Source organism: Nocardioides sp. P4_G10 (genome assembly GCF_056401175.1).
The window spans coordinates 14,470-36,358 of record NZ_JBFUJV010000029.1 but is presented as its reverse complement, the minus strand read 5'-3'; the positions used below and the strand labels follow the sequence as shown (position 1 = coordinate 36,358).

The following is a 21,889-nucleotide window of genomic DNA, read 5'->3' as shown; positions in this document are numbered from 1 at the left end:
CCCCACGATCCGGGCACGGCGTGCGGCTCTCACGCCTGCCGACCCTCATGGGGACGCACCCCGTGCCACGATGGGCGCGTGGATGCCCTCGCAGAGCTCGTGGAGTCCCTGCCCGCCGGTGTCGTCGCGACGGACCCCGCGACCGTCGACACCTACCGCCACGACTGGTCGCGCGACGTCGGCGCCGGCACCCCGGTGGCGGTGGTCCGCGTCGAGGACGCCGAGCAGGTGCAGGTCGCGGTCCGCTGGGCGGCCCGGCACGGCGTACCGGTCGTGCCGCGCGGGGCCGGGTCCGGTCTCTCGGGTGGCGCCAGCGCCGTCGACGGCGGCATCGTGCTCAGCCTCGAGCGGATGCGCGCGATCGAGATCGACACCAGCTGCCAGGTCGCCGTCGTCGAGCCGGGCGCCTTCAACGCCGAGGTGAAGGCCGCCTCGCGCGAGCACGGCCTCTGGTACCCGCCGGACCCGTCGTCCTACGAGATCTGCTCGATCGGCGGCAACGTCGCCACCAACGCCGGCGGCCTGTGCTGCGTGAAGTACGGCGTCACCACCGACTACGTCCTCGGCCTCGACGTCGTCCTCGCCGACGGCACCCTCATCACGCTCGGTGGCAAGCGGATCAAGGACGTCGCCGGGTTCTCCCTGCTCAAGCTGTTCGTCGGGTCCGAGGGCACGCTCGGCATCGTCACCAGGGCGATCCTGCGGCTGGTGCCGCTGCCGCTCCCGCCCGCGACGCTGGTGGCGTCGTTCCCGTCGGTGGTGGCCGCGGCCGAGGCGGTCGTCGCCGTACGACGCTCGCTGCGGCCCTCGATGATGGAGCTGATGGACCGGGCCACCATCAACGCCGTCGAGGACTTCAGCCCGCGCGGCCTCGACCGCACGGCCGGCGCGCTGCTGGTCGCCCAGTCCGACGCACCGGGCGATGCCCGGACCGCGGAGATCGCCACCGTCGAGGCGGCCTGCGTGGCCGCCGGTGCGACCGAGGTCGTGGTCACCGACGACCCGGCCGAGGGGGAGATGTTCGTCGAGGCCCGGCGGATGGCCTTCCCGGCCATCGAGGCGCGCGGCAGCCTGCTGCTGGAGGACGTCGGCGCCGCGGTGCCGCTGCTGCCCGACCTCCTCGCCGCGGTCGCGGAGATCGCCGAGCGCCACGACGTCGAGATCCCCACCGTCGCCCACGCGGGCGACGGCAACACCCATCCGATCATCGTCTACGACGCCGCCGACGCGGACTCCGAGCGCCGGGCCCGCGCCGCGTTCGACGACATCCTCCAGGCGGCGATCCGTCTCGGCGGGACCATCACCGGCGAGCACGGGGTGGGGCGCACCAAGAAGGCGGCGCTGCCCGACCAGCTCGGCGAGGACGTGATGGCGCTGTCGCGGCGGATCAAGGACGCCCTCGACCCGGCCGGCATCCTCAACCCCGGTGCTGTCCTGTGAAGCCCGCGAGCTGCCGGGTGGTCGTCTAACGTCGGTGCCATGATCCGCGAGCGCCACCTCTTCGGTCCCGGTCCCTCCAACCCCTACCCGGAGGCCACGCATGCACTCGCCGAGCCGCTGCTCGGGCACCTCGACCCGGAGTTCCTCCGGATCATGGACGAGACCTGCGACATGCTCCGCACCGTCTGGGGCACCGACAACGCCCGCACGCTGCCGCTCAGCGCGACCGGCTCGGCCGGCATGGAGGCATCGTTCGTCAACACCGTGCACCCCGGCGACGTCGTCGTGGTCGCGGTCAACGGGCTCTTCGGGCAGCGCATGACCGACGTCGCGGCCCGGTGCGGCGCCGAGGTCGTCGCGGTCGAGCACGACTGGGGGCAGCCGGTCGACGTCGACCGCGTGCTCTCCGCGCACTCGTCGCCGGCGATCATCGCCGCGGTCCATGCCGAGACCTCGACGGGCGTCCGCTCCGACATCGCCGCGCTGGGGGCCGGGAAGGGTGACGCCCTTCTTCTCACCGACGCCGTGACCTCGATCGGCGGCATCGAGCTGCGCGCCGACGACTGGGGCGTCGACATCGGCTACGCCGGCACCCAGAAGTGCCTCGGCGTCGCCCCCGGCCTGGCGCCGTTCACCATCAACGACCGCGCCTTCGAGCGCCGCGTCGAGACGCCGCGCTCGTGGTACCTCGACCTCGGCATGCTCGGCGGCTACGTCGGCGAGGCCGGCGTCAAGGGCGGCCAGCGGACCTACCACCACACCGCACCCACGGCGATGGTCGCCAGCCTCCACGGCGGTCTCAGCCGGATCCTCGAGGAGGGGCTCGAGGTCGTGTGGACGCGCCACCAGGAGGCCGGCGACGCGCTGCAGGCGGGGCTCCAGGAGATGGGCCTCGAGCTGTTCGCCGCCGAGGGCAGCCGGCTGCCGGAGCTCACGACGGTCAACGTGCCGGACGGCGTCGACTCCGCGGCCGTCCGCAAGCAGCTGCTCGACCGCCACGGCATCGAGATCGGCGCGGGCGCGGGGGCCCACGCCGCCAGCGTGTGGCGCATCGGCCTGATGGGCCGCAACGCCCGCCCCGACGCCGTGCTGCTCGTGCTCGCGGCGCTGCGGGACGTCCTGGGTCGTGCCTGACGGCCTGGGGCTGCGTCCGATGACGCAGCAGGAGTACGACTCCTACCGCGCGCGGTCGGTGCAGGACTACGCCCGCGAGATCGCCGAGGCGCGCGGCCTGGACGACGCTGACGCCGTCGCCACTGCCGAGGGGGAGTTCGCCGAGCTGCTGCCCGACGGGCTGACCAGCCCGGGCATGCACCTGTGGACGGCCCACGTCGGCGACGAGGCAGTCGGCCTGGGCTGGCTCGAGCTGCGCCGCAAGACCTCCGCGGTGTCGGCCTGGGTCTACGACGTGCACCTCGACGCCGACCGACGTGGGCAGGGACTCGGCCGGCAGCTGATGGAGGCGCTGCACGAGCAGGCACGAGAGCTGGGCGCGACGACGATCGCCCTCAACGTCTTCGGACACAACGCGGCGGCGATCCGGCTCTACGACTCGCTCGGCTACGCCGTCACGGCGCAGCAGATGCGCCGCGACCTCTGACGGCTCCGACGGGTCTCAGCCCAGCCGTTCGACCGCCAGCCGACCGAGTGCCAGCACGCCGCGCATGGGCGGGCGCACGTCGGTGAAGCCGACGTCGAGGACCGAGACCGTGCGGCCCGTCCGCACGACCAGCACCCGGCGCCAGTCGGCGAAGCCCGACTGGAACCACCCGATCAGCATCCCGGCTGACTCGTCACCGACCAGCGGCGGGAACCACGCGCGGTTCTTGAGGCGGACGTCGCCGCCCTCACCGTCGTCGGTGTCGACGTCGCCCACGCAGCGCTTGCTGAAGTCGCGGTAGCGCTGCACGAGGGCGCGGGCCTTGCGCACCGAGTCGAACCGGACGAGGTTCTGGTCGATGAGCGCCACCGAGCGGCGCCGGCCGTCGGGCGAGACGCTGCCCTCGATCGCGCTGCTGCCGCGGACCGCGATGCCTTGGTCCTCGCATCCCCGCGGCGCGAAGACGGGGGACCGCATCACGGTCCGCAACGGATCGCGCATGTCGGGGTAGACGACGACGTGGTCCTCGAGTGTGAGGAGGTGCGCCCGGGTGAGCCGCTCGGGCGGTGCCGGAGCGGCGACGGACGGTGACGGCGCGAGGAGCGCGGCGAGGACGGCCAGGGCCGCGGCAAGGGGGATGAGCGGGCTCCGCATCGCCCCAGCATGGCCCGGTGCCACGCCGCGTGCAACGGTCGCGATGCGCGGCGGGTGTCGTAGGGTGAGCCGCGCTGAGCTTCCCCAGTTGTCAGTGGCCGTCTCGACCCGGTGAGGAGCCCGCGTTGTACCTGAAGAGCCTGACCCTCAAGGGGTTCAAGTCCTTCGCGTCCTCGACGACCATGCAGCTCGAGCCGGGCATCACCTGCATCGTCGGTCCCAACGGATCGGGCAAGTCCAACGTCGTCGACGCCCTCGCCTGGGTGATGGGCGAGCAGGGCGCCAAGAGCCTGCGCGGCGGCAAGATGGAGGACGTCATCTTCGCCGGCACGTCCGGCCGCCCCCCGCTGGGCCGCGCCGAGGTGCAGCTGACCATCGACAACTCCGACGGCGCGCTGCCGATCGACTACGCCGAGGTCACGATCAGCCGCACGATGTTCCGCAACGGCGGCTCGGAGTACGCCATCAACGGCACCGGGTGCCGGCTGCTCGACGTGCAGGAGCTGCTCAGCGACTCCGGCATCGGCCGCGAGATGCACGTGATCGTCGGGCAGGGACAGCTCGACTCGATCCTGCACGCCACCCCCGAGGACCGCCGCGGCTTCATCGAGGAGGCCGCCGGCGTGCTCAAGCACCGCAAGCGCAAGGAGAAGGCGCTCCGCAAGCTCGACGCCACCGACGGCAACCTGACCCGCCTCGCAGACCTGCTCTCCGAGATCCGTCGCCAGCTCAAGCCGCTCGGCCGGCAGGCCGAGGTCGCCCGGCAGGCGCAGACGGTGCAAGCCGACGTGCGCGACGCCCGCGCCCGCCTCCTCGCCGACGACCTCGTCACAGCGCGCACGGCGCTCGAGTCCGAGATGGCCGACGAGTCGCTGCTCGTGAAGCGGCGCGAGGAGGTCGAGGCGCAGGTCGCCGCCGGGCGCGAGCGGGAGTCCCGGCTCGAAGCCACCCTGCGTGACGACCTGCCCCGCCTGGCCGCGGCGCAGGAGACCTGGTTCGCCCTGTCCGGGCTCAAGGAGCGGCTGCGCGGCACCGCGTCCCTGGCCGACGAGCGGATCCGCAACGCGGCGGGCGCCGCCGAGGGCGACACGGTCGACTCCGGCCGCGACCCCGACGACCTCGAGGCCCAGGCCGAGCGCGTGCGCCGCCAGGAGGCCGAGATCGCCGAGCAGGTCGAGCAGCAGCGCGCCGACCTCGACGCCGCCGTGGTCGCCAAGCGCGCGGCCGAGGAGGCCGCTGCCGAGGAGGACAAGCGCATCGCGGGGCTCCAGCGAGCAGCCGCCGACCGGCGCGAGGGGCTGGCGCGGCTCACCGGCCAGGTCAACGCCCTGACGTCCCGCTCCGAGGCGGCCGACGCCGAGATCCAGCGGCTCACCGAYGCCCGCGAGGACGCCGTGACCCGCGCGGAGCGGGCGCAGCGCGACTTCACCGCGCTCGAGACCCGGGTCGCCGGGCTCGACGCCGGCGAGGAGGGCCTCGACTCCGAGCACGAGGACGCCGTGGCGGACCTCGACGAGATCGACGAACAGCTCGCCCGGGCCCGTGAGGACGCCCAGCGGGCCGAGCGCGAGCGCGCCGGCCTCGTGGCGCGTCGCGACGCGCTCGAGATCGGCCTCAACCGCAAGGACGGCGCGGGTGCGCTGCTCGCCGCGACCGACGAGGTCGGCGGCGTGCTCGGTTCGGTGGCCGCGCTCCTCGACGTCGACCACGGCTACGAGACCGCGGTCGCCGCCGCGCTCGGTGCCGCCGCCGACGCGGTCGTCGTCTCCGACGCCGCCTCGGCCGTCGAGGCGATCGCCCACCTCAAGCACGACGACCTCGGTCGCGCCGTGATGCTGCTCGGCGGCGCACCGGCCGCCGAGCGCGACTGGCCTGCGCTCCCCGACGGAGCGGCCTACGCCGTCGACGTCGTGTCTGCGCCCGACGACGTACGCCCTGCGGTGGCGCGGCTGCTCCACCAGGTCGCCGTCGTCGACGACCTCCCTGCCGCCCGGCGGCTTGTCGACGAGCACCCCGACGTCATCGCCGTGACCCGCGAGGGTGACCTGCTCGGCGCCCACTTCGCGGCTGGCGGATCCACCAGCCAGCCCAGCCTGATCGAGATCCAGGCAGCCGTCGACGAGGCCGGCGCCAAGCTGGCCGAGGCGACCGCGTCCGCGGAACGGCTCGGCTTCGAGATCTCCGGCCTCGAGGCCGCCCGCCACGACGCCCTCAAGCGCGTCGACGTCGCCCTCGCCAAGCTGCACGAGTCCGACGCCACCCTGGCCGCGGTGGCCGAGGAGCTCGGGCAGTACGGCTCGCAGGCCCGCGCCGCCAAGGGCGAGGCCGATCGGCTCGAGCGCGCCATCACCACCGCCCGCGAGGCCCGGGAGGCCGACCTCGCCGGGCTGGTCGACCTCGAGGCCCGCCTCGCCGCGGCCCAGGAGGTCACCGACGAGGAGCCCGACACCGCCGACCGCGAGCGCCTGGCCGAGGCGGCCCGGGAAGCACGGCAGGCGGAGATGGACGCGCGTCTCGCCCTGCGGACCGCCGAGGAGCGGGCACGGGCGCTCAACGGTCGCGCCGACTCCCTCCTGCGCGCCGCCCAGGCCGAGCRCGAGTCGCGCGCCCGCGCGGCCGAGCGCCGTGAGCGGCTGATCCGCGAGGGGGCCGCTGCGAAGGCGGTGTCCTCCGCGGTCCGCGTCGTCCTCCACCAGCTCGAGCGCTCGGTCATGCTCGCCGCCGACGAGCGCGCCGCGGTGGAGGAGTCCCGCCGGGGGAGCGAGCAGGAGCTCATGGCCGTACGCACCCAGCTGCGCGACCTCGGCCGCGAGCACGACGAGCTCGTCAGCTCCGTCCACCGCGACGAGATGGCCCGCACCCAGCAGAAGATGCGCATCGAGCAGCTCGAGGAGCGCGCGCTCGAGGAGCTCGGCCTCGACCCCTCCGGCCTGGTCGACGACTACGGCCCGGCCACGCTCGTCCCCTTCACCGGAGAGGTGCCCGACGGCGAGGAGCCGCCGGAGCCCACGCCGTTCGTGCGCGAGGAGCAGGCCAAGCGCCTGCGCGCCGCCGAGCGTGCCCTGTCGATGCTCGGCCGGGTGAACCCGCTCGCGCTGGAGGAGTTCTCCGCGATGGAGGAGCGGCACAAGTTCCTCACCGAGCAGCTCGAGGACCTCAAGCGCACCCGCAAGGACCTCCTCGACATCGTCCGCGAGGTCGACGCCCGCGTGGAGCAGGTCTTCACCGAGGCCTACGCCGACGTGGAGAAGGCCTTCGACTCCACCTTCGCGCGCCTCTTCCCGGGCGGTGAGGGCCGCCTGGTGCTCACTGCTCCTGACGACATGCTCAACACCGGCATCGAGGTCGAGGCGAGACCGGCCGGCAAGAAGGTCAAGCGACTCTCGCTGCTGTCCGGCGGCGAGCGCTCGCTGGTGGCCGTCGCGTTCCTGGTGTCGCTCTTCAAGGCGCGGCCCTCGCCGTTCTACATCCTCGACGAGGTCGAGGCAGCCCTCGACGACACCAACCTCGGCCGCCTGCTGGAGATCTACGAGGAGCTGCGCGAGAACTCCCAGCTGCTCGTGATCACCCACCAGAAGCGCACCATGGAGGTCGGCGACGCGCTCTACGGCGTCACGATGCGCGGCGACGGCGTCTCCGCCGTCATCAGCCAGCGCCTCCGCGACGCCGAGTCGGCATAAGTGGACCACCCCGCGGCGTTCTCGGTCTCCCCCGCTTCGCTCCTCCGGCCGACAACGCCGCGGGGACCCCGGCGCGATGGCTGACCGACAGCACAGGCCGGTGCGGGCCGACTACGTCGCGTGGCGCACCGCGACGACGCGGTGGCGCGACGACGACGCCTACGGCCACCTCAACAACGCGACCTACTACGAGCTGTTCGACACCGCGGTCAACGCCTACCTCTACGAGGCGACCGGCGCCGACGTCCGGGCGCTGCCCCAGATCGGCGTCGTCGCCGAGACGAGCTGCCGCTACTTCCGTGAGATCGGCTTCCCGGAGCCGATCGAGATGGGTCTCGTGGTCGACAAGGTGGGCACCAGCTCGATCATCTACCGCATCGGCCTGTTCCAGGGAGCCTCGGACGAGGCGGCGGCCGAGGGCCGCTTCGTCCACGTGTACGTCGACAACGCGAACGGCGCCGGCGAGCGGCCGGTCACCCCGATGCCCGACGTGGTGCGCGCGGCCGTCGTACCCCTGCTCCGCCCGGAGGGGTGAGCGCCCTCACCCCGACGCGCCGGGGGCGCCCGTCGATGCGTGGGCGCCACCCGTCGTGTGCCACCGTGGAGGAGACCCGACCGGCCCACCTCGGAGGAACCCCGTGCTCGCGATCGTCCTGATGATGTCCCTCGGCGTGCTCGTCGCCGCGGCCGTGGCTGTCTACGTCGCCTACCCCCACCGTGGCGAGGAGATGCCCGTCGCGCCGCAGCTCGGCGACGCCATGCGCAAGGGTGTCGACGCCCTCCCGACCCTCGAGGACTCCGAGTCCCGCGTCTGACCCCACCGGGCGGGTGACTCCCGGCGTGGCGCCTCGCGCCGACCCGCGCGCGGGCTAGCGTGCGAGAGGTGACCGGCTCCCGCCACGACGTCGCCAAGGGCTACTGCGCAGCCTGCGGCGCGATGGTGTCCCGCCAGTTCCGGCCCGGACCCGACGGCCGCCCCGACGCGGCCTGTCCCAGGTGCGGGAGCCTGGAGCGGCACCGGTTCCTCTCGCTGCTGCTCGGCGGACTCTCGCCCGAGCTGCGCGACCTCGACACCGTGGTCGAGATCGCGCCGTCGCGCCAGTCGAAGGTGCTGCTCGACCGGCTCGAGGCCCGGCGCCGGGTCAGCCTGGACGCCGGCTACGACGCCCGTGACGTCGATGCGCTGGCCAGCCTGACCCACCTCCCGCTGCGGGACGGCTCGGTCGACCTCCTGGTCTGCTACCACGTGCTCGAGCACGTCCCGGACGACTGCGCGGCGATGCGCGAGATCGCGCGGGTGCTCAGCCCGCGTGGCATCGCGCTCCTCGAGGTGCCGATCAAGATGGGCGTGGCGACCGAGGAGGACCCGTCGGCGACCCCGGAGGAGCGCCTCCGTCGCTTCGGCCAGGTCGACCACGTGCGCTGGTACGGCGACGACTTCGACGCGCGCCTCGCGGACGCCGGCCTCGCCTCGGTGCGGGTCACGCCGCCGGCGCTCGTGGGGGAGTCCGCGGTGCGGTGGTTCCGGCTGATGCCCCACGAGGTCGTGTGGGTGGCGCACCCGGGTCGGGGGAGCGCGTCCCCGATGCTGGCGGGCGGCCCCGGTTCGGGCCTCACCGCCGCCTTCGACGCCGTGCTCACCGACCTCGCGAAGGCGCAGGGCCGCCTGGCGCGCGAGCGCGAGCGGGCCACCCGGCTCGTCGCCCAGCGCGACGGCCTGCGTGCCCGGCTGGCCGAGGAGCAGGCCCGCCGCGCGGCCGGGGTGCTCACCCGGCTTCGCCGCGCTGTGCCCCTCTGATTGGATTGCCCCATGGGTGACTGGCTGTATCTGATCATCGCCATCGCGGCCGTGGGCCTCCTCACGCTCGCCGGGCTGCTGACCTCCGGACGACGGCGGAAGGAGGTGCCGCCGCCGAGCGGCCGCACCGACGTCATCGCACCGCCGCCGACCGAGGGCGAGGTCGCGACCGAGGCGCCGCCGGAGCCGGCGGTCGACACCGCCGAGCCGGTCGTCGAGGCCCCGACGGTCGAGAAGCCCGAGGGCACGGCGTCGCGCCTCGTGCGCCTGCGGCAGCGGCTCTCCCTCTCCCAGGGCGGCCTCGGCAAGGGCCTGCTGGCCCTGCTCAGCCGCGAGCGCCTCGACGAGGACACGTGGGAGGAGATCGAGGACACCCTCCTGACCGCCGACATCGGCGTGGCACCGACGCAGGCGCTCGTGGAGCGTCTCCGCACCCGCCTGCGGGTCGAGGGTGGCCAGCCGTCCGACGTACGAACGGTGCTGCGCGAGGAGCTGATCGAGCTCGTGGGCACCGACCTCGACCGACGCGTCCAGGTGACCGGCGCCGACGGCAAGCCCGGCGTGGTCCTGGTGGTCGGCGTCAACGGGGCGGGCAAGACCACCACCGTCGGCAAGATCGCCCGGATCCTCGTCGCCGAGGACCTCTCGGTCACGCTCGGTGCCGCCGACACGTTCCGCGCCGCCGCCGTCGACCAGCTCGCCACGTGGGGTGAGCGCGTGGGTGTCGAGGTCGTGCGCGGCCCCGAGGGCGGCGACCCCGCCAGCGTCGCGTTCGAGGCCGTCAAGCACGGCGTCGACAACGGGGTCGACACGGTGCTCGTCGACACCGCCGGCCGCCTGCAGAACAAGGCCGGGCTGATGGACGAGCTCGGCAAGATCAAGCGCGTCATCGAGAAGCAGGCCGACGTCACGGAGGTGCTGCTCGTCCTCGACGCCACGACCGGCCAGAACGGCCTCATCCAGGCCCGCGTCTTCAGCGAGATCGTCGACGTCACCGGCATCGTGCTCACCAAGCTCGACGGCTCCGCCAAGGGTGGCATCGTGGTGCAGGTGCAGCGCGAGCTCGGCGTCCCGGTCAAGCTCGTCGGCCTCGGCGAGGGACCCGACGACATGGCGCCGTTCGACGCGGCCGCCTTCGTCGACGCGCTCCTCGGCTGAGCCTCTGGGGCCGTGCCGGGCCCTCATCTTCGGGAATCCCCGGCTGGCCGGGGATCGCTGAGCTTGTCAGGCCGTGCATGGGCCGACAAGCTCAGCGAGAGCCTGACAACCCCGTCCGGGGCGCGAGCACTTACGGCCGGTCAGCGGCTGGCGAGAAGGGCGCGCACGGCGTCGTCGATGAGGGTCTCGGCCCGCTTGTCGAAGCTGTGCTCGGCGATGATCCGGGTCGCGATCTCGCGGCGGGTCGCGTCGTCGGGGAAGGCGTCGTAGGGCGGCGTCACCAGGCGCGCGAGCTCGTGCTCGTTGTCGAAGGGGAGCACGAGGCCCGAGAAGATCTCCTCCAGGCCGTCGATGCGGTCGCTGAGGATGCGGGCCCCGCAGGCCGCCGCGTCGAAGAGCCGGTTGGAGGCGAAGCTGTCGCGGCGCATGTCGAGGTGGTGGTCGTTGAGCACGATCCCCGCCGAGGCGTAGAGCGCACCGACCTCGCGGTTGTCGACACCACCGGAGGCGATCTGGTCGCGTTCGACGAAGTCGGTCCAGTCGTTGCCGTGGAGGGTGAGGTCGGCGCCGATCGCGAGGGCGCTGCGGACGGCGTAGCGGTAGATGCCGCGTGAGTTGCCGACGAAGAGGAGCGCGGGCCCGGTGTCGGGCTCGGCCCGGTCGGGGTGGAACCAGCGCGTGTCGGTGCACTGCAGGAGCTGCGTGACGGGGGTGCCCCACTCGCGGCTCACCCGCTCCGACCAGCTGGCGCTGGCGGCGTAGACGAGGTCGAAGCCGGCCACCTCGTCGGGCGTGATCATGTCGGGGTGGCTGATGATCCACTCCACGTTGAGCAGCCCCGGCCGGGGGGTGACGCGGTCGAGGCCGCGGAGCACCAGCAGCACGTCGTCGTGGTCACGCGAGTCGCGGTGCCGGGCATCGCGGCGGTCGATGGCGACGTGCTGGCCGCGTCGTTCGAGGGCGTCGGCCAGCGATCGGGCGAAGTAGGTGTCGCCCCACCGGTCGCCGCGCTGGGCGGCGGGCGCCGCGATGTCGACGGCCCACCGCAGCCGCGGGGGYGACTCGCGGATGCCCTCGACGGCCCGCAGGACCAGCTCGGGCACCAGGACCCCCGGTGCGCTCCGGTCGTCGGGGTCGGCGCTGACCATCCGGCTGCGCTCGTCGGTCACCTCGAGCCCGGCAGCGCCGAGGTGCGTGCGGGAGTGGTCAGCGGGGGGCTGGGGGCCAGCGAGCACGGTCGCGCGCAGGGACGACATCGCGCCGATCAGCGTCTCGGCGTCTGAGTAGGCGGTGCGGGAGGTGATCACCGCACCGGGCACCAGCACCGATCCGCCGAGGCCGGCCCGCTGCGCCCGAAGGCCGAGGTCGGTCTCGGCGAGGACCGAGTGGTAGCGCGAGTCGAGACCGTGCAGCGCGAGCGCGGTCTCGGTGCGGAGCGCCACCAGGGGCGAGGCGGGCGCTGCGACCGCGCACTGGCCGATCCGTACGGCGTCGCTGGTGGGCAGGCCGGCGAGGAACAGCTCGGGGTGCGGGTTGTCGCTGGTGAAGCGGGCGCCGGCGCTGAGCACCACGCCGTCCAGGTCGACGACGAGCGGCTGCGCCACCCCCACCCCGGGCTCACGCAGCACCCCGGCGAGCTGCTCGGCGATCGGCTGGCGCGGCGGCATCGCCTCGGGCCGGACCAGCACCACGGTGCTCCCGGCGGCCTCCACGACGCCGACGTTGCTGGCGACCGACATCGAGACCGGTGCGGGGACCGAGACGAAGCGGGCGCCCGAGATGACCGAGGCGATGGAGGCGGCCAGCACGTGGTGCGCCCGGCGCATCCGGATGCCGACGAGCACCAGCTCCGAGCCCTCGCGCGGCACCGAGCCGAGCCACTCCACCGTCCGGCGGGGCTCCGGCCCCAGCGGCATGACGTGGCTGACCAGCGACTCGTCGGTCTCCCGGCGCGCGGCGGCGTCCCAGTCGACGAGCTGGCGCTCGAGGACGACGGAGTCCCAGTCGTCGTCGAAGCCCGGCGGCGGCGTGTCGGGCCGACGCAGGACGTGTACGTCGACGGCGAGCGGCTCGTGGTCGCGGGTGAGCCGCAGCAGCAGGTCGCGCTCCACCGCCCCGTCGAGGCCCTCGTCGAAGCCCCCGACGTCCTTGACGGCGTCGCGTCGCAGGAGCGCGGTCGCGAGGTCGACCGGGCGCCCGCCGAGCAGCTCGTGGCGCGATCGGCCGACAGCGCCGGCGCCCGCCACCACGGCGGCAGCCCCGCTGTGGTGGGCGTGCGCCAGCAGGTCGCCGAGCATCTCAGGGAGCCACTCGCGCCCGAGCGGCAGGAAGGCCACGTGCTCGCCGGTGCCGTGCTCGAGGGCCACGTTGAGCGCGCGGGCGAGCCCGCACCGCGACTCGCGCACGACGGTGACACGGTCGTCGAAGGCCGCGACGCCCTGCAGCACGGCTGCGGTGTCGTCGACCGACCCGCGGTCGACGGCGACGAGGTGCCAGTCGGTGAAGGACTGGGCCTGCAGCGACGCCACCGTCTGGTGGACGAGCGGTCCGGCGTCCTGCGCGGCCATCACGACGGTCACCGCCGGGGAGGTGCCCAGCGAGGCGGGGAGCGCCGGCGTGGGGCCGACCAGCTGCGGACGCTCGCGGACGACCTCCTCGCGCCACTCGGTCGCGGCGGCGATGGCGGCGGCGCGGTAGGTGGACCAGGACACCTTGCGGGGCAGGATCCGCGTCGGCAGGGGGGTGCCCGGCCCGGAGGCCGAGAGCCAGTAGGACAGCGCACCGTAGGGGTGGTGCCGGGCCTCGGGGTAGGCCGCGAAGATGACCCGCGGGTCGACGAGCGGGTGCGGCGCGATGCGGTTGCGCCGCCGACGCTCGGAGACGTACCAGAGCACGGGGTGCTGACCGACCCGCTGCCAGGAGCGGCGCCGCCCGATCCACTGGGCCTCGAAGAGCGGGTGGGGGGACACGTCGCCGGCGTCGACGACCGCGCGCGCCGCCTCGAGGGTCGACTCGAAGGTGGTGCCGAGCTGGGCGGCGACGTAGTCGGCGTCGACGAGGCCGGAGGCGACCATGACCTCGGCGGCGTCGTCGAGTCTCACCTGGCCCGGCCGCCGACGCTCACCGCGCATCGGAGTACCTCACCCGCGGGAAGAGGGGCTCGAGGGCCAGCGGCGTGGGCAGCAGCCGCTCGGTGTCGCGGAGGGGGTAGTACTGCGCGGTCTCCTCGAGGAACTCGCGCACGCCGTCGAAGCGCTGCGGGAAGCGCCGCTCGCACAGCTCGAGCAGCCGCTTGGCGTCGAGGTTGTAGGGGTCGTAGCGCAGGGTGTCGATCTTGACGTAGGGGAGCCGGGCGTTGTCGAGCACCCGGTCGGCCAGGCTCCGGGCAGGGTTCCACGGCTCGTTGGCCCGCTCGCGCCACTCGCGCACCTCGGCGCGGGTGCGCGGGAAGTGGGAGCGGTGGGCGGCCCACCAGCGCATCCGCTCGCGGGCGATGCGCCGGTCCTCGGGGGTCTCGACGAAGTAGGTGTCGGAGAGGAAGCCCGCCTCGTAGAGCCGGCGCGACATGCCCACCTCGTAGCGCCGGATGACCTGGCGGCGCTTGGAGATCGGCTCCATCTCCTCCCAGAACGTCGTGAACGCCCGCGAACCGACCACCCACGGGCGGAAGGCGATGAAGAAGGACTGGATGTGCGGCGCGACGCGCTCGGCGCCCGTCAGGCCCCAGAAGTCGCAGGGCCGCGCGGCCATCTCGGTGAAGACCGACTCGTAGGAGTCGAGGGCGAAGACGTAGGTGTCGTTGCAGACCACCACCTCGTCGTACGCCGTGAGGTCGCCGGCGGCGTCGAGGCCGACCTTGTAGCTGAAGAAGTCGTAGCCGTAGTTGGCCCGCTCGACGAGGACCGCCCGCTGGGTCAGCCACGCCCGCGCCGAGTCCTGCAGGTTGGCCGTCGTGCAGACCAGCAGGGTGTCGACGGACGCGGCCAGCGCCTCCACCTGACCGCGCACGTGGGGCCGCAGCTCCCCGGCGACGTCGTAGTGCGCCATCACGGCCAGTCTGGACACGGCCGAACACTAACAAGCGGCCTCCGGGGCCGATCCGTTCACACACCTGTAACACGGGGGCTCATTCCGTTGCGTGCGTGCAACATCCGTCGCGGCCCCGCGAAACCTCGTCCGCACAGGCTGCGGGTCATCACGTGGGCACCGTCATGACAGCGGCGTCATGGCCTGGGTGACCACCCCGTTTCGTTCGTGCTCGAGTTCCTGGAGGTCCTGTGGACGGCTATTACGCCTTCATGCTGGTGGCGACTGCCTTCGTCCTGATGATGACGGTGCCCGCGCTGGCCCTGTTCTACGGCGGCATGTCGCGGTCGAAGTCCGTGCTCAACATGATGATGATGTCGTTCATCGCAGCCGCCATCGTCGGCATCCTGTACGTCGCCGTCGGCTGGTCGATGGGCTTCGGCGGCAACGGCACCTTCTTCGCCAACCCGTTCGAGCTGTTCTGGCTCGACGGCGTCACCACCGACAACTACATCTACGTGATGTTCCAGATGACCTTCGCGATCATCACCGCGGCGCTGATCAGCGGCGCGGTGGCCGACCGGCTGAAGTTCTCCGCCTGGGTGGTCTTCCTCCCGCTGTGGGCGCTCATCGTCTACTTCCCGATGGCCCACATGGTCTTCAGCTGCACCCCGGACTCGCTCATCTGCGGCCGCATCGGCGCCCAGGACTACGCGGGCGGCACGGCCGTCCACATCAACGCCGGCGTCGCGGCCCTGGTGCTCGTGCTGCTCCTCGGCAAGCGCATCGGCTGGCCCCGCGAGCAGATGCGCCCGCACAACCTCACGCTGACCATGCTCGGCGCGGGCATGCTGTGGCTCGGCTGGTACGGCTTCAACGTCGGCTCGATCGTCTTCGGCACCAGCTTCGACGAGGACCCCGACGCCTTCCTCTCGCAGTTCTACTCCGAGACCGGCCGCACCTTCGCCAACACCACCCTCGCCACCATGGCCGCCATCCTCGGCTGGCTCCTGATCGAGCGGCTCCTGCACGGCAAGGCCACCTCGCTCGGTGCCGCCTCCGGCATCGTGGCCGGCCTGGTCGCGATCACCCCGGCGGCCGGAGCCGTCGACATCAGCGGTGCCGTGGCCATCGGCATCATCGCCGGTGGCGTCTGCGCCTGGGCCGTCGGCCTGAAGTACCGGCTCGGCTACGACGACTCGCTCGATGTGGTCGGCGTCCACCTCGTCGGCGGCATCATCGGCACCGTGCTGATCGGCGTCTTCTCCACCGCGGAGGGCGCAGGCGGCGTGAACGGGCTGCTCTACGGCGGCGGGTTCGCGTCGCTGGGCGACCAGACCCTCGGTGTCATCGTGGCCGTCCTCTACTCGGGCATCCTCACCACTGTCATCGCACTGGCGATCAAGTACACGATGGGCCTGCGCCTCGACGAGGAGGACGAGGTCAACGGCATCGACCTCGCCGCCCACGGCGAGACGGCGTACGACCTGCACAGCGGCACCAGCGGCGGCGGCAGCGTGCTGGCCGCCTCCACCGCCCCTGTCGCGACCACCACCAAGACCGAAGGAGCCAGCGCATGAAGCTCGTGACCGCGGTGATCAAGCCGCACAAGTGGGAGGACGTCCGCGAGGCGCTCGAGACCTTCGGCGTCGCCGGGATGACGGTCTCCGAGGTCAGCGGCTACGGCCGCCAGAAGGGCCACACCGAGGTCTACCGCGGGGCGGAGTACGACATCGCCCTCGTCCCGAAGATCCGCATCGAGATCGTCGTCGACGACGCCGACGCCGACGACATCGTCGGGATCGTGGTCAAGACCGCGCAGACCGGTCGGATCGGCGACGGCAAGGTCTGGGTCAGCCCCGTCGAGACCGTCGTCCGTGTCCGCACCGGCGAGCAGGACGCGTCGGCACTCTGATGACGTTCCCTCTTCTCGGGACCCTCCGGGACGTGAAGGCATGAGCACCCCACGCCGTTCCTCTCCTCCGCTGCGCTCCTCCGAGCAACGACGCAGGGACCCCGCGTGACCGCAGAACAGCGACAGACCAGGGCCACCTCGGCCGACGAGCTCTGCCGGGAGGCGTACGCCGCCTCCGACGGGCCCGTCACCGGGGTGGCCCTGGTCGCGGTCGGGGGGTACGGCCGGGGCGAGCTCGCGCCGCACTCCGACCTCGACGTCGTCCTGGTCCACGAGGACGGCCTCGACCTGGGCGACCTGGGGGCCACGCTCTGGTACCCGCTGTGGGACTCCGGGCGGCGGCTCGACCACTCGGTCCGCTCGATGGGCGAGGTGCTCGAGGCGGCGACGGACCTCCGGGTCGCGCTCGGCCTGCTCGACGCCCGCCACCTCGCCGGCGACCCGGGCCTCAGCCTCCGGCTGCGCACCACGATGCTGGCCGACTGGCGCCGCCAGGCCCGGACCCGTCTGCCGGAGCTCAAGGCGATGACGCTCAAGCGCCACGACGTCACCGGCGAGCTGGCCCACGCGTCGGTGCCCGACGTCAAGGAGGCCGAGGGCGGGCTGCGCGACGCCGGCGTGCTCAAGGCGATCGAGGCCAGCTGGCTCGTCGACGCCTCCACCCCCGCCCTCGAGGCGGCGCGACAGATGCTCCTCGACGTCCGCGACGAGGTGCAGGACCTCGCCGGCCGGCCGGCCGACCGCATCGCCCCCGAGATGTGGGGCCCGCTGGCCGAGCGCCTCGGGCTCCCCGACGCCGGGGCCGCCCAGCGCCACGTCCGCTCCCTCGGCCGCCGGATCGCCCACCTCTCGCGGCTGGCGTGGCGGCGTACGGACGCCGTGATGGCCCGGTCGACGGGGGAGCGGGGCCGCAGGACCCCCGCGCTCGAGCGGATCGCCCCCGGCATCGCGCTGTCGCGCGGCGAGGTCGTCCTCGACGCCGGGACCAAGCCCGGCGACGACCCGACCCTGCTGCTCCGCGCGGCGGCGGAGGCGGCGAGTCGTGACGTCGTGCTCGCGCCCACCACCGCCGCCCGGCTGGTGCGCGAGGGAGCCGAGCTCCCCGTGCCGTGGCCGGCCCCTGCCCGCGACGCGCTCGTCCGCCTGCTCGCCAGCGGACCCGCCCTGCTTCCGGTCTGGGAGACCCTCGACGAGGTCGAGGGCATCGAGACCTTCCTGCCCGAGTGGGAGCAGATCCGGCTGCTGCCCCACGCCTCGGCCATCCACCGCTTCACCGTCGACCGGCACGTCGTGGAGACCTGCGCCGAGGCGGGCGCCCTGATCCGCAGCGTCCGCCGGCCCGACCTGCTGCTCGTGGCCGCGCTGCTGCACGACATCGGCAAGGGGTCGCTGCACGACCACTCGGTGGCCGGTGAGCCCCTGGCCCGCAAGGTGGTGGCCCGGATGGGCTTCACCGACCTCGACGCCGAGGTGGTGGCCTCCCTCGTGCGCTGGCACCTGCTGCTCGCGGACCTCGCCACCACCCGCGACCCCGACGACCCCGCCACCACCGCCGAGCTGCTCACCCACGTCCCCGACGCGGCCAGCCTCGAGCTCCTGCGTGCGCTCACCGAGGCCGACGCCCGGGCGGCCTCGCCGGCGGCGTGGACGACGTGGCGGGCGTCCCTGGTCGACCGCCTCGTCTCCCGGGCCGGGCACGCGCTCGGTGCCGAGATCACGCACGTCGCCCCGGCCGGGTCGCTGCCCGTCCCCGACGCCGTACGACGCGACCCGACCGCCGTGTCGGTCGAGATCGTCCCGCACGAGGTCGGCGCCACCCTCACCGTGGTCGCGGCCGACCGCGTGGGGCTGCTCGCCGACGTCGCCGGCGGCCTCGCCGCACTGCGGGTGCCGGTGCACGCCGCCCGCGCCTGGTCGCAGGTCGACGCCGAGGGCGAGTGGGCCGTCAGCGCGTGGGAGGTCCCGGACGCCTACCTCGACGCCAGCGTCGTGCGGGACCGGATCCGCCGCGTCGTCGAGGGCACCCAGCGGCTCCCCGACCTGCCCGCGCGCCCGGACGGCGAGCTGCCACCGATCGTCGAGGTCCGCCCGGACGCCTCGCGTGCCTCGCTGGTGCTGGAGATCCGCACCTCCGACCGGCCCGGTGTGGTCCACCGCGTGCTCACCACCCTCGCCGGGCTGGGCCTCACGGTCGCCTCCGCGCACGTCTCCACGCTCGGCCCCCAGGCGGTCGACGTGTTCTACGTCCAGGAGGTCGGTGGGGTGCGCCCCACGGAGGAGCGCGCCGCGGCGGCCGCCCACGCCGTACGCACGGCACTGGGCGGCTGAGCTCGGCGGATGAGCCCGGACGGGGTGCGGCCGTTAGTCTTGGTCGTCGTACCAGACTCTGATCCACCCTGATCCACCACCGATGCGAGGGACAGACCCAACCGTGTTCGCCACACTCTCCGACCGCCTTGCCGACACCTTCAAGAACCTGCGGGGCAAGGGCCGGCTCTCCGAGGCCGACATCGACGCCACCGCGCGTGAGATCCGCATCGCGCTGCTCGAGGCCGACGTCGCCCTGCCCGTGGTGAAGGAGTTCGTCGGGGCGGTGAAGGAGCGTGCCCGCTCCGAGGAGGTCAGCGGCGCCCTCAACCCGGCGCAGCAGATCATCAAGATCGTCCACGAGGAGCTCGTCACGATCCTCGGTGGCGAGACGCGCCGCCTGCGCTACGCCAAGAGCGGGCCGACGGTCATCATGCTCGCCGGCCTCCAGGGCGCCGGCAAGACGACGCTCGCGGCCAAGCTCGCGCTGTGGCTCAAGGACCAGGACAAGACGCCGATGCTCGTCGCGGCCGACCTCCAGCGTCCCAACGCCGTCCAGCAGCTGCAGGTCAACGGCGAGCGCGTCGGCGTCCCGGTCTTCGCCCCCGAGCCGGGCAACGGCACCGGCAACCCGGTCGACGTCGCCCGCGCGTCGATCGAGGAGGCCAAGCGCAAGCTCCACGACGTCGTCATCATCGACACCGCCGGACGCCTCGGCGTCGACGCGACCCTCATGCAGCAGGCCGCCGACATCCGCGACGCGGTGCAGCCCGACGAGGTGCTCTTCGTCGTCGACGCGATGATCGGCCAGGACGCGGTCACCACCGCGCAGGCCTTCCTCGACGGTGTCGGCTACGACGGCGTGGTGCTCACCAAGCTCGACGGCGACGCCCGCGGTGGTGCCGCGCTGTCGATCCGCTCGATCACGGGCAAGCCGGTCATGTTCGCCTCCAGCGGCGAGAAGATGACCGACTTCGACCTGTTCCACCCCGATCGGATGGCCTCCCGCATCCTCGACATGGGCGACATGCTCACCCTGATCGAGCAGGCCGAGAAGGCGTTCGACTCCGAGCAGTCGCTGAAGGCGGCCGAGAAGCTCGCCACCAAGGGGGGCTTCACGCTGGAGGACTTCCTCCAGCAGATGATGCAGATCCGCAAGCTCGGCTCGATGACCAAGATCATGGGGATGCTCCCCGGGATGGGTCAGTTCCGCGACCAGCTCGAGAACTTCGACGAGCGCGAGATCGACCGCATCCAGGCGATCATCCAGTCGATGACGCCGGCCGAGCGCGACAACCCGAAGATCATCGACGGCTCGCGTCGCGCCCGCATCGCCGCCGGCTCCGGCCGCCAGGTGTCCGACGTCAACCAGCTCGTCGACCGGTTCTTCGAGGCGCGCAAGATGATGGAGTCGATGGCCAAGGGCGGCGGCATGCCCGGGATGCCGGGGATGCCCGGCATGGCCGGCGGCAAGCGCTCCGGAGCGCGTCAGCCGGCCCAAGTCAAGGGCAAGAAGGGCAAGAAGCGCGTCTCGGGCAACCCGGCGAAGGCTGCCCAGCAGAAGGCCGCGCAGAAGACCGCCTCGGACGAGAAGGCCGCCAACCCCTTCGGCAACCCCGACGGCGCCGACGTCGACTACGAGAAGGCTGCCGAGCAGCTCAACCTGCCCAAGGACTTCTCGCAGTTCCTCAAATGATGTCGACCCTCGTCGTCGACGGCGCCAACGTCGTCGGGTCCGTGCCCGACGGCTGGTGGAAGGACCGCGCGGGGGCGGCACGCCGCCTGCACGAGCGGCTCCTGGTCGCCGACACGTCGTACGACGAGATCGTGCTGGTGCTGGAGGGCCAGGCCAAGGGTGGCGTGCGGGCCGGCCGGGACGGCCACCTGCGCACGGTGCACGCGGCGCGTGACGGCGACGCCGAGATCCGGGAGCAGGCGCGCCGTGCGGGCGAGGCCGGCGGCCACGTCGTCGTGGTGACCGCCGACCGTGCGCTCGCTGCCAACGTGGCGCCCGCCCAGGTGCTGAGCCCGTCCTGGCTGCTCGACCAGCTCTGAGCTCGTCGGCGCCCGTTCGCGGGCGTGCTGCGGGCCGCTCCTGCGCTATCCGAGCGGGATCCGGATGACCGACCCGCCGCCGGGGCACACCGAGCAGGTGGTCACGTAGGCGTCGTCGCCGGCCACAGCGATGCCGTACGGCGCGTTGAGCCCGCCTGCGACGACCTGGGGTGCCGCACCGGGCCGGACCCGCACGACGGACCCGGGACCGCCTTGCAGGATGCCGATCTGAACGGCGTAGAGCTCACCGTCGTGCCAGGCCAGGTCGGTCACGTTGGTCAGGCCCGTGGCCCAGACCGTCGGCGCCCGCCCCGGCACGACCCGCAGGATCCTCGAGTAGCCCGGGACGAACGGGAAGCCGGTCAGCTCGCTGACGTAGTAGGCGCCGTCCGGCCCCACGACGACCCCGGTGGGCACCGAGTCGACCGGGATCTGGAACGGCGGGAACGGCACGGCGGCGAGGCCCGGCGTGTCGAAGACCGCGAGGGTCGAGACGTGGCTGCCCTGCACCGAGAGGAGCGCATTGCCGCCCGCGTCGGCGACCACGTGGCCGCCGCCGTTGCGCAGCAGGCCGGTCGGGTTGGTGTCGGGGCCCTGCCCGTCGGGGTCGGCGGCCGTCTCGAACGCGCCGATGTCGGCAGCGATCCTGGGGCCGGCGTTGGGGAAGGCGCCCGACACGAGCGTGCCGAAGTAGGCACCGGCGGCACCGAGGTCGGCTCGCACCGCCGGGTCGTTGCCCAGGCCCATCGTGACGACGTACTTGTTCTGCCCGGTCACGACCACGTCGGCCGGACCGATGGCGCCGCCGCCGCCCTCGCCTGCGAGCGAGGGGAGGCCGGTCAGCACGCGCGCCTGCTGGCCGTTGCGGACGCGGGTGATCGCTCCGGTCATGCCCAGGCAGGCCGGTCCCTCCGCACCGTCGACGCACGGGCCCGTGCCGCCCACGCCCGACTCGGCGACGTAGAGGGTGTCGCCGGTGAAGGACAGCTGGCGGGGGTTGTCGAGCCCGCTGGCGACGGTGGTCCACGGGGGATCGGCCGCGACGGCGGGGGTGGGGAGCAGCGGGACGGCCAGGGCCAGCCCGCAGGCGACGGCCGCAGGGCGGGAGAGACGGTGCATGGGGGACTCGCCTTCGGTGGGGGGATTTCGGCTGTCCCAGCGGGCGGCGACCGGACGACGACCGGCGCAGCGATCGGGGGCGCGCGTCGCCCGCGGGGCTGGTCCCCACGCTGGCACCGGCGGGCGCCGGCCGGCAT

16 protein-coding genes and 1 pseudogene are annotated in these 21,889 nt (G+C 73.3%); 13 read left to right on the top strand and 4 right to left on the bottom strand.

Going from position 1 to position 21,889, the window contains the following annotated elements; genetic code table 11:
- Window positions 1–78 precede the first annotated feature (78 nt).
- The 3 genes from AC1DP1_RS21340 to AC1DP1_RS21330 are packed head-to-tail and all read left to right on the top strand — an operon-like array spanning window position 79 to window position 3,040.
- A complete protein-coding gene (locus AC1DP1_RS21340) occupies window positions 79–1,440 on the top strand; it encodes an FAD-binding oxidoreductase (RefSeq protein ID WP_477508540.1) in 1,362 nt (453 codons plus the stop codon).
- Between the two features lie 39 nt (window positions 1,441–1,479).
- Entirely contained in the window at window positions 1,480–2,574 is a 1,095-nt protein-coding gene (locus AC1DP1_RS21335) for a pyridoxal-phosphate-dependent aminotransferase family protein (protein WP_477508539.1), read from the top strand.
- Window positions 2,567–3,040 (top strand): N-acetyltransferase family protein, encoded by a 474-nt coding sequence (locus AC1DP1_RS21330; protein ID WP_477508538.1) that lies wholly within the window; start codon window positions 2,567–2,569, stop codon window positions 3,038–3,040. Before AC1DP1_RS21335 ends, AC1DP1_RS21330 begins: the two co-directional genes overlap by 8 nt.
- Before the next feature lie 15 nt (window positions 3,041–3,055).
- Here the strand turns inward: AC1DP1_RS21330 and AC1DP1_RS21325 are convergent, their stop codons facing one another.
- Window positions 3,056–3,694 (bottom strand): hypothetical protein, encoded by a 639-nt coding sequence (locus tag AC1DP1_RS21325; RefSeq protein WP_477508537.1) that lies wholly within the window; start codon window positions 3,692–3,694, stop codon window positions 3,056–3,058.
- 125 nt (window positions 3,695–3,819) lie between these two features.
- Here AC1DP1_RS21325 and smc point away from each other — a divergent pair, with 125 nt between their 5' ends.
- The 5 genes from smc to ftsY all read left to right on the top strand — a co-directional run bounded on the left by smc (window position 3,820) and on the right by ftsY (window position 10,330).
- On the top strand, window positions 3,820–7,374 hold the full coding sequence (smc, locus tag AC1DP1_RS21320; RefSeq protein ID WP_477508536.1) for a chromosome segregation protein SMC: 3,555 nt from the start codon (window positions 3,820–3,822) through the stop codon (window positions 7,372–7,374).
- A gap of 76 nt (window positions 7,375–7,450) precedes the next feature.
- Window positions 7,451–7,909 (top strand): acyl-CoA thioesterase, encoded by a 459-nt coding sequence (locus AC1DP1_RS21315; protein ID WP_477508535.1) that lies wholly within the window; start codon window positions 7,451–7,453, stop codon window positions 7,907–7,909.
- Window positions 7,910–8,012: 103 nt separating this feature from the next.
- Complete coding sequence (locus tag AC1DP1_RS21310) at window positions 8,013–8,189, top strand: hypothetical protein (protein WP_172259152.1); 177 nt, start codon at window positions 8,013–8,015, stop codon at window positions 8,187–8,189.
- 68 nt (window positions 8,190–8,257) lie between these two features.
- A complete protein-coding gene (locus tag AC1DP1_RS21305; protein ID WP_477508534.1) occupies window positions 8,258–9,172 on the top strand; it encodes a methyltransferase domain-containing protein in 915 nt (304 codons plus the stop codon).
- Between the two features lie 12 nt (window positions 9,173–9,184).
- Entirely contained in the window at window positions 9,185–10,330 is a 1,146-nt protein-coding gene (gene ftsY, locus AC1DP1_RS21300; RefSeq protein ID WP_477508533.1) for a signal recognition particle-docking protein FtsY, read from the top strand.
- A gap of 140 nt (window positions 10,331–10,470) precedes the next feature.
- Here the strand turns inward: ftsY and AC1DP1_RS21295 are convergent, their stop codons facing one another.
- Both AC1DP1_RS21295 and AC1DP1_RS21290 read right to left on the bottom strand, forming a co-directional pair.
- The gene (locus AC1DP1_RS21295; protein WP_477508532.1) at window positions 10,471–13,431 is read right to left on the bottom strand and encodes a glycosyltransferase family protein; all 2,961 of its coding nucleotides are present in this window, start codon (window positions 13,429–13,431) and stop codon (window positions 10,471–10,473) included.
- Window positions 13,432–13,450: 19 nt separating this feature from the next.
- Window positions 13,451–14,395 (bottom strand): rhamnan synthesis F family protein, encoded by a 945-nt coding sequence (locus AC1DP1_RS21290; RefSeq protein WP_477508531.1) that lies wholly within the window; start codon window positions 14,393–14,395, stop codon window positions 13,451–13,453.
- 212 nt (window positions 14,396–14,607) lie between these two features.
- Between AC1DP1_RS21290 and AC1DP1_RS21285 the strand changes: the two genes are divergently transcribed.
- From AC1DP1_RS21285 to AC1DP1_RS21265, 5 genes and pseudogenes are all read left to right on the top strand, one after another.
- A complete protein-coding gene (locus tag AC1DP1_RS21285) occupies window positions 14,608–15,936 on the top strand; it encodes an ammonium transporter (RefSeq protein ID WP_457191142.1) in 1,329 nt (442 codons plus the stop codon).
- A complete protein-coding gene (locus tag AC1DP1_RS21280; protein ID WP_172259157.1) occupies window positions 15,933–16,271 on the top strand; it encodes a P-II family nitrogen regulator in 339 nt (112 codons plus the stop codon). Before AC1DP1_RS21285 ends, AC1DP1_RS21280 begins: the two co-directional genes overlap by 4 nt.
- A gap of 96 nt (window positions 16,272–16,367) precedes the next feature.
- Window positions 16,368–18,599 (top strand): annotated as a pseudogene (locus AC1DP1_RS21275) ([protein-PII] uridylyltransferase); the annotation flags it as partial.
- 103 nt (window positions 18,600–18,702) lie between these two features.
- A complete protein-coding gene (ffh, locus tag AC1DP1_RS21270) occupies window positions 18,703–20,274 on the top strand; it encodes a signal recognition particle protein (protein ID WP_457191147.1) in 1,572 nt (523 codons plus the stop codon).
- Window positions 20,274–20,633 (top strand): PIN domain-containing protein, encoded by a 360-nt coding sequence (locus AC1DP1_RS21265; RefSeq protein WP_477508530.1) that lies wholly within the window; start codon window positions 20,274–20,276, stop codon window positions 20,631–20,633. The genes ffh and AC1DP1_RS21265 overlap by 1 nt, the downstream gene beginning before the upstream one ends.
- A gap of 45 nt (window positions 20,634–20,678) precedes the next feature.
- Here the strand turns inward: AC1DP1_RS21265 and AC1DP1_RS21260 are convergent, their stop codons facing one another.
- The gene (locus AC1DP1_RS21260) at window positions 20,679–21,752 is read right to left on the bottom strand and encodes a ScyD/ScyE family protein (RefSeq protein WP_477508529.1); all 1,074 of its coding nucleotides are present in this window, start codon (window positions 21,750–21,752) and stop codon (window positions 20,679–20,681) included.
- Window positions 21,753–21,889 lie beyond the last annotated feature (137 nt).

What these genes read in the sequence shown, in the direction of transcription:
- AC1DP1_RS21335 (WP_477508539.1), top strand. Translation starts at nt 1,480, where the DNA reads ATGATCCGCGAGCGCCACCTCTTCGGTCCCGGTCCCTCCAACCCCTAC.
- AC1DP1_RS21325 (WP_477508537.1), bottom strand. Translation starts at nt 3,694, where the DNA reads ATGCGGAGCCCGCTCATCCCCCTTGCCGCGGCCCTGGCCGTCCTCGCC.
- AC1DP1_RS21315 (WP_477508535.1), top strand. Translation starts at nt 7,451, where the DNA reads ATGGCTGACCGACAGCACAGGCCGGTGCGGGCCGACTACGTCGCGTGG.
- ftsY (WP_477508533.1), top strand. Translation starts at nt 9,185, where the DNA reads ATGGGTGACTGGCTGTATCTGATCATCGCCATCGCGGCCGTGGGCCTC.
- AC1DP1_RS21280 (WP_172259157.1), top strand. Translation starts at nt 15,933, where the DNA reads ATGAAGCTCGTGACCGCGGTGATCAAGCCGCACAAGTGGGAGGACGTC.
- AC1DP1_RS21265 (WP_477508530.1), top strand. Translation starts at nt 20,274, where the DNA reads ATGTCGACCCTCGTCGTCGACGGCGCCAACGTCGTCGGGTCCGTGCCC.
- AC1DP1_RS21260 (WP_477508529.1), bottom strand. Translation starts at nt 21,752, where the DNA reads ATGCACCGTCTCTCCCGCCCTGCGGCCGTCGCCTGCGGGCTGGCCCTG.